4 protein-coding genes and 1 pseudogene are annotated in these 7,880 nt (G+C 66.8%); 2 read left to right on the top strand and 3 right to left on the bottom strand.

What is annotated here, in order from left to right:
- Positions 1-167: 167 nt before the first annotated feature.
- Both Q0X68_RS12620 and Q0X68_RS12615 read right to left on the bottom strand, forming a co-directional pair.
- Positions 168-2,711: a YhgE/Pip domain-containing protein gene (locus Q0X68_RS12620; RefSeq protein ID WP_297752424.1), complete on the bottom strand. Its 2,544-nt coding sequence runs from the start codon at positions 2,709-2,711 to the stop codon at positions 168-170.
- Positions 2,708-5,389, bottom strand: coding sequence for an efflux RND transporter permease subunit (locus tag Q0X68_RS12615; RefSeq protein WP_297752421.1), 2,682 nt, complete (start codon positions 5,387-5,389; stop codon positions 2,708-2,710). The genes Q0X68_RS12620 and Q0X68_RS12615 overlap by 4 nt, the downstream gene beginning before the upstream one ends.
- Positions 5,390-5,476: 87 nt before the next feature.
- On the opposite strand from Q0X68_RS12615, the gene Q0X68_RS12610 reads away from it, so the two are divergent.
- Positions 5,477-6,061, top strand: a complete 585-nt coding sequence (locus tag Q0X68_RS12610; protein ID WP_297752418.1) for a TetR/AcrR family transcriptional regulator — start codon at positions 5,477-5,479, stop codon at positions 6,059-6,061.
- 18 nt (positions 6,062-6,079) lie between these two features.
- Here the strand turns inward: Q0X68_RS12610 and Q0X68_RS12605 are convergent, their stop codons facing one another.
- Complete coding sequence (locus tag Q0X68_RS12605) at positions 6,080-7,270, bottom strand: peptidoglycan DD-metalloendopeptidase family protein (protein WP_297752415.1); 1,191 nt, start codon at positions 7,268-7,270, stop codon at positions 6,080-6,082.
- A gap of 101 nt (positions 7,271-7,371) precedes the next feature.
- On the opposite strand from Q0X68_RS12605, the pseudogene Q0X68_RS12600 reads away from it, so the two are divergent.
- Positions 7,372-7,880: pseudogene (locus Q0X68_RS12600) on the top strand (CCA tRNA nucleotidyltransferase); the annotation flags it as partial.

The following is a 7,880-nucleotide window of genomic DNA, read 5'->3' as shown; positions in this document are numbered from 1 at the left end:
CTAGGTGGCAGATTCTGGCCCATGTTTGGGCGCAACACTGCCACCTAAGCTCGCGTCTCGGGATTTCGACTCACTGCGTCTCGGGATTTCGATACGCGGGCTACGCCCGCTACTCAATCACCGAGAAGGGCCGGCAGCGGCTCAACCACCGAGGGGACGGAAACCCGCTACGCGTAGCGGAGTTTGAACTGCGCCGGGGTGAGGCGGCGTCGCAGGGCGATGGCGAGCAGCGAGACGCCCGCGAACAGCAAGGCGACGAGCACCATCGCGAACACCGCTGTGGTCACCGATGCCCCCGCCAGCCAGGAGCGCACCAGCAGCATGCCGCCGTGCAGTGGGGACACCGCGGCCAGCGGGTCAAGCCAACCGGGCACGCTTGAGCTCAGCCCGAGCGCTGTCGTCACCGCGAGCAGCACCAGCGCGATACCGCGCCCGACGTGCCCGAGCCATCCCGCCAGTGCGTGCTGCGTGAACGCGAACACGACGCCCAGCCCCGCGAGCAGCGCCATCAAACCGACCGTGCGCCCGAGGGACATCGACCACCACAGGCCACCCACGGCGCCCAGCACCAGTCCGACGGCGGCGAGGAGCCCCGTCGGTAGCCCAACCGTGCGCAGCCACAGCAGCGCGCTCGGGGCACGCGACGTGACCACGTCACTCGGCACCGGCCGCACGACGATGAACGCGACCAGCGCGGCCAGCCACAGCCCGGCGACGAGGATCAGCGCCGACAGCGGCACTCCCCCGCGCGCCATCAGCGACTGGTCGGGGTCGATGGGGGTTGAGACGACGTCGCCGAGCGCCTTGCGGTCAGACTCGCTGTAGCTCGGAATCTCGCTCTTGCCCTCGGCGAGCTTGTCCGCGAACGTGCCGACGCCGTCGGAGAGCTTGGCGGCCCCGTCGTCGAGTTGATGGATCCCCTCGGCAAGCTCACCGGTTCCCGCGGCGGCCTGGGACACCCCGTCGGTGTACTGCCACACGCCGTCGACGTACTGCAGCAGCCCGCTGCTGAGCTGCTCGACGCCGCCCGGCAACGCGCCAATTTCTGAGGCGAGGCGCTGAATCCCAGTGTTCAGCTTCGTCGCGCCGGCACCCAGTTGCTTACCGTTGGTCACCAGCGGTTGCGCCTCACGTTCCATGGTTTTGGCGCCGTCGCGCAGCTTGCCGAGCCCGGTCTTGAGCTCGCCCATCTGTTGCTCGATCTCGCGCGGCATCACGTCGGCCATCTGGTGGATACCCTTCGCGAGCTCGCGGTTACCGTCGGCGAGCTGCCGTGAGCCGTCCTTCAGCTGCTGCAGGCCAGGTCCGATCTTCTGCGCCTGGCCCAGACCGTCGACGAGCTTCCCCAGCCCGTCCTCGCCCCGCGTTGCCGCGAGCCGCGCGAGCTCAAGATACGTCTTGCCGCTCTCGGCCTCAGTGGAGTGCAGAAACTGCGTCGCCCGCTCAGCGCCGTGCTGGAAACCGCCCCCCATGGCCGCATCAACACCGGCCTCGTAGGCGGCGCGGCGCTCCTCACAGACGGCGGGGTCGGCGTCGGTGCACCGGAACTGCGCCTTAAGCGCCTCGGCCGCCTGCGTGACCTCCTTCGGCGGAGCGACGGCACCGCTGGCGTAGCCCTGCAACTGCCGGTCGAGTTCGACGACGCGCTCACCCAGCCCGGAAACCTGCTGCTTGAGCTGCTTCGCCTGCTGCACCATCTCGTCGGTGACGAGCCCATCGAGCTGCTCGAGCGGCGCGACGGCTTGCTCGATGCCGTCGGCGAGCTCGGTGGCGCCGTCGGCGAGCTGGTCCGACCCGTCGACGAGCTGCTGCAGCTGCGAGAAGTCCATGTCGGCCGATTCGAGTCCGGTTACCACCTGGTCGAGCCCTCCGGAAAGCTGCCCGATGCCACCGACGAGCTGAGCGGTGCCGTCGGTGTACTGCTGCACGCCCGGCAGGAGTTGGTTGGCGCCGTCAGCGAGCTGCTGGACGCCCCCGACGAGCTGCGGCATCTGCCCCGACATCTGCTGCACCCCGTCGGCAATCTGCTTCCCGCCTGCACGCAGCGGCTCGCCATTCTCGTCGAACTTGCGCATGCCGTCGGCCAGCTCCTTCGTGCCGTCAGCGGCCTGGCTCAACCCATCTGAGAGCTGCGACGAGCCAGACTTCAGCTGGGAGGCACCGTCGACAATCTGCTCGAATTGCCCGCCGACTTCGTTGAATCCGACGTAGACCCCATCGAGGTACTGCGAGGTGAGCATCTTGTTCAGCGACTGCGTGGCGATGCGCGCGATCTCCTGCGCGAGGTTGGCGTCCCAGGCGGGTGCGTTGCGCGAGGTGGTCACCTGAATGCGCGCCTTCTGCGCCGCGTCGGGGTCGTTCTTGGCGAACGACATGACGCGCTTCGAGAAGTCGGGCGCGATGGTCACGACGGCGGCGTACTCGCCCGACTTCAGGCCCTCGGCCGCGCTCTGTTCGTCGGCGAGGATCCAGTTGATGTTCTCGCCTTCACGCTCCATGATCTCGGCGCTCAGCTGGCGCCCCATGGGCACGGTCTGGCCATCTACCTCGGTGCCTTCGTCGAGGTTGACGATGCCCGCGGTGACCTTCCGCTCGTCGCCTTTGCCGCTCAACCCGATGAGGCTCCCGACGACGAGCAGCGGCACCAAGAACAGCGCCACCAGCGCCGCCCAGCTCGTTTTCCGGCCCTTCTTGATTCCTTCTGGCCTCATGCCATGCTCCCCTCATGCGTGGATTCGACGACGCGCACCACGTCGTCGGGTGTCACTGCGGTGAGTGCCGCCACGTTGCCCGCGAGGCAGACGACGGCAAAGTTTCGGTCGCTGCGCGCCCGCTCAGCCAGGCGCTGGAGCGCGAGTTGATCGTCGGGCTTACCGACGGTGTCCACGCCGTCGATGAACCACACGCTCCCCTCGTGGATGCGCAGCCCATCGAGGCACGCCGCGACATCTTGCTCATGTGCGAGGTCGACGTAACCCGTCCGACGACGAATCGCGCCCGCTGCTTCGGGCAGCAGCCTGCCCACGATGCGCCCCCTGCCCGACGCCACTTCGAGCCGCCCGGTCAGCGCCAACGCGGCTGCGGCGCGCGCGCCCACCATGCCTGTCATGCCCACCACTTCGCCGGGCCGCACCTGCATCGACAGCGGTGCGACTAGGCCTTCCACTTCGATATCTTCGGCGTGCACCAGTGCATCGGTGCCCGGCCAGTCGGCGAGTTCGAGCTGCTTGGTGAGCACCTCGCCCTCCATGTCGAATTCGGGCAGCATTCTGTCGAGCCATTTCGGCATCCACCAGGCGTGATCGCCGAGCAGGGCGAGCACCGCGGGCACGAGCGTCATGCGGATGAGGAACGCGTCGATGAGCACGCCGACGGCGAGCGCGAACGCGATCTGTTTGATAGCCATCATGCCGGCCGGCACGAAGAACGCGAACACCGCGAACATCACCAGCGCCGCGGCGGTGACCACGCGTCCAGAGGCCACGAACCCGTCGCGAATCGCATCGATGGGCGGTTTGCCGTGGATGTATTCCTCGCGGATGCGCGAGGCGATGAAGATCTCGTAGTCCATCGCGAGCCCGAACAAGATGCCGATCAGCAAGATGGGCAGAAATGAGATGATCGCCTCCGGTTTCTCGAGGTTGATGAGCGCTTTGAACCAGCCCTCGTTGAAGACGAGCTGCGTGATGCCGAACGACGCGCCCACACTCAGCAGGAACCCCGCGGCCGTCTTGAGCGGCACCCACACCGAGCGGAACACCGCACACAGCAGTACCAGCGTGAGCCCCACCACCATGATGACGAACGGCCCGACGGCCTTGCCGAGCTTGGTCGTCACGTCGAGCTGCACCGCGGTGAAGCCGGTGACGTTTGCGTCGAGATTGCGGGACTCCTGCCATGAGTCCGTGAGTTCGCGCAGCCGTTCGACGGTGTGCACGGTCTCGGGGTCGTCGGTGGCGGTCGTCGGGTAGAGCTGGATCATGCCGGTGTCCGCGTTCTGGTTCGGCACGGCGAGCCCGATTTGGTCGACGCCCTCCACGCTGTCGATCTCGTCGGAGAGCTCGTCGAGCAGGCCGAGGGGGTCCGTCGAGCCGATGATGCCGACGGTGACCACCAGCGGCGCGTTGTAGCCGGGGCCGAAGTGCTCGGCGATGGCGTCGTAGGCGACGCGGGCCTGCCTGGTTTCCGGGCTTTGGCCGGCGTTCGGCAGCGACAGCGTCAGATTCATCGCCGGCAGCGAGCACGCGCCGAGCAGGGTCACCACCGCCACGATGGTGGCGATGGGATGCGACGTGCTCACCCCCACCCACCAGTGGAAGATGCCGCGCCGCCCAGCTGGCGCCTGCTCGGATTCGTCGCGCCTGCGGGGGGACTGTTTGGGCCGCATTCGCTCACCGAGGAAGCCCCCGAACGCGGGCAGCAGCGTGAGCGCGATCAGCACGGCGAAGGCCACCGCGATCGATGCGAAGACGCCCATCACCGTGATGAACGGCAGTCCGGCGACCGCGAGCCCCGTGAGTGCGATGGCGTTCGTCACGCCGGCGAACACGACGGCGGTGCCCGCCGTGCCGATGGCGCGGGCCATCGATTCCTCGGCGTCCATGCCGTCGCGGAGCTGGTCGCGGTGCCTGGAGAAGATGAACAGCGCGTAGTCGATGCCCACCGCGACGCCCAGCATGATGGCGAGCATGGGCGTCACGGAGTTGACGCTGATGACACTCGTCGCGCCGAACATCACGAACATGGCGATACCAACGCCGAGCAGCGCGGTGAAGATGGGGATGATCGCAGTGATTACCGAGCCGAGCATCACCCACAAGACGATGAACGAGAGCACGACGCCCAGCACCTCAGTGATGGAAATCTCGGGCAGCTCCATCTGGAACGCGGGCCCGCCCATGGTGACCCTCGTGCCTTCGGGGAGCTGCCGCTCGATGTCGTGGGCGGCTTCCACGATCGGGTCGAGGGTGTCGAGCGTGGGCACCTCCGTGACGCTCAGCGAGAGGTTCGCCAGCGCCGCGCGGTCGTCGTCGGAAATCTGGCCCTGCGAATACTTGAACCACGGCGACTGCACCGAATCGACGAGTTCCAGCTCCTCGAATTCCTTCAGCAGCGGCTCGATCTCATCCTTCAGCTCACCGACGTGCTCCCCCTCGGGCACGACGATAACCGCCGTGGCGGAGAGGGCCGCTCCCGTCGGGAACGTCATGTGGAGGCGGTCGAGCGCCTCCTGCGACGGCGAACCGGGGATGTCGAAACCGTCGTCGAACTGGCTGCGCACGCTGAGCCCTACCCCGCCCATCACGAGCGCGACGAGCAACCACAACAGCAACACGCGAACGCCGTGGTTGTAGCACCAACGGCCCAGTGCGTAGAGCGCAGCCGACATCTTCACCCCAACTTGGATACAGTACTGAATCGAGCCCCAGCATACACTCGTGTATCCAATGGGCTACGTTGTGTGTCGGAGGAAGCCATGACAGAGACGACGCCCAGACGTGAGGCCACGCGAGGCCGACTGATCCAGGCTGCGATCCACGAGTTCGCGGAGCGCGGCATCGACGCGACGAGCGTTGAGCAGCTGTGCGAGCGGGCCGGTTTCAGCCGAGGCGCGTTCTACTCCAACTTTCAGACAAAAGACGACCTGTGCATCGCGATCCTCGAAAGCTACGCCGAGCAGACCCTTCGCGAACTGGACGCGATCTTTCAGCCGCCGCCTGACGCGGGCATCGACTGGGCCGTGAACGAGGCGATCCCCGCGTTCTTCCGGGCGCTCGGCCCCACCGCGGACTTCCGGCGCACCATGCTCGAAATCCACCTCCGAGCGACCCGCTCCGACGAACTCGGCCAACGGCTGCGCGAGCATGAAGCACAAACCCACCCCGTGATGGCGGCGTTCCTCACCAAGGCCGTGGCGCACGTCGGGCGGCGCTTCAGCATGCCCACCGATCGGGTGGTGCGCGCCTTGTCAGCGGTGTTTTTCGAACCCGGCATGGACAATGACGTCGACTCAGAATTCCTGGGGAGTTTGCTGGTGGCACTCACCGAACCGGCTGCGTAGTCTCGTCGCTGGGGCGAGTTACTTCGTCGGCCTGGGCGCCGGCTTCTCGCTCTTGGTGGGCGCGGGTTCCGTCGGCTTCTCGCTCTCCGACGGTGATTCGTTCGGCTTCGAGGGGGACGGCGACGGTGACGGGCTCGGCGACGCGCTCGGCTTCGGCGACGGCGTATCAGACGGTTTCAGATCCGATGGCTTCGGGCTCGACGGCTCGGGCGACGACGGTTTCGGCTCGGAAGGGTGTGGACTGGTGGGGTTCGCCGTCGGGCTTCCCGATGTGCTCGGAGCAGCCGAGGGCGACGTCGGCACACTCGGTGAGAGCGACGGTGATGCGCCCGGCGAAGGCGACACCGACGGCGAAGGCGAGGGCGACGGGGAAGGGGACGGCGACGGGCTTGGCGAAGGCGCGGCATAGTCGGGCATGTCCTGCGCAAATACCACGGCCCCATCCTTCGACAGCCACGAGGCGGGGTCGGTGAAATGGCCGTTCGCCTTCACCTCGAAGTGGAGGTGGCATCCCGTCGAGTAGCCCGTGTTGCCGACGCGGCCAATGCCCTGGTGTCGCTTCACCTGGTCGCCGACGCGCACACCGGCCGACGACAGATGGGCATAGTTGGTGACCACGTCGTAGCCGTTGATCTGGCCATGACGGATGCTCACCATGTAGCCATTTCCGCCGGCCCAGCCGACGAACGATACGACGCCGTCGGCTGCGGCGCCGACAGGTGTGCCGCAGGGTGCGGCGAAGTCGAGGCCCGTGTGCAGTTTGTAGATGTGCAGGACGGGGTGCATGCGCATGCCGAAGGGCGACGTGCGTCGCCCGTTCACCGGCGTCGCGAGGGTGCCGTTGCCCTGGGTGTTGACGTATCCGAGCTTGTCGGAGCCCGCTGGCTTGCCTCGCTCGGGGCGCGGCAAGAACCAGTCTTCTTCGTACGTGTGCACCGGGAAGATGGGGGCACTCGGCCTCGGCACGCTCGTCGTGCTGGGAGTCTGCGCAACCGGTGGTGGGGCCATGGGCGTCGGCACGCTCGTCGTCGTGGGAGCTTCCTCGACCGACGGAGGGTCACTAGGCTCCACCACGTCGAGCGGTTCTGGAGTCACGCTCACGTTGGGCACGGCCTCAACGGGGGTAGGGCTTTGCATCGTCGCCACGGAGATCCCTGCGACGACTGTCCCCACCGCGATCATCGCAGACAAGCCCTGTTTGAGACGCACGAGTCCAATACAATCACGTTCTAGGGGTCAAATCACTCTCTAGCGCAATTCAGGTAGCATCGAATCTCGTGCCATCACTCTCGCAAGCCCAAACCAACGCGATGCAGCACCTGCTGCGCATCGCGCCCGTCATCGACGAACTGGGCACCCTGTTTCGCGACGCCGGCCACGAGCTCTACCTCGTCGGCGGCTCGGTCCGCGACGCCTTGATGGGGCATCTCGGCCACGACCTCGATTTCACCACCTCCGCCCGCCCCGACGACACCCACGCCCTGTTGAAGCGCTTCACGCCGACGACGTGGGACGTCGGGAAAGACTTCGGCACCATCGGCGCCATGGCCAAGGCGGAAGGCAGCGATTGGCAGATCGAGGTCACCACGTTCCGCGCCGACGCCTACGAGGAGCACACACGCAAACCCATCGTCGCGTTCGGTGACTCCATCGACGGCGACCTCATCCGTCGCGACTTCACCGTGAACGCGATGGCGATCGACATCGCCACCCGCAAGTTCGTCGACCCGTACGGTGGCCTGCAAGACCTCGCCGCAGGCATCCTCCGCACGCCCACGGAGCCCGAGATCTCCTTCTCCGACGATCCACTGCGCATGAT

This window comes from uncultured Tessaracoccus sp., assembly GCF_947286155.1.
Taxonomy (GTDB): domain Bacteria; phylum Actinomycetota; class Actinomycetes; order Propionibacteriales; family Propionibacteriaceae; genus Arachnia.
The sequence above is the reverse complement of the archived record's forward strand: the minus strand, read 5'-3'. Positions and strand labels throughout refer to the sequence as shown.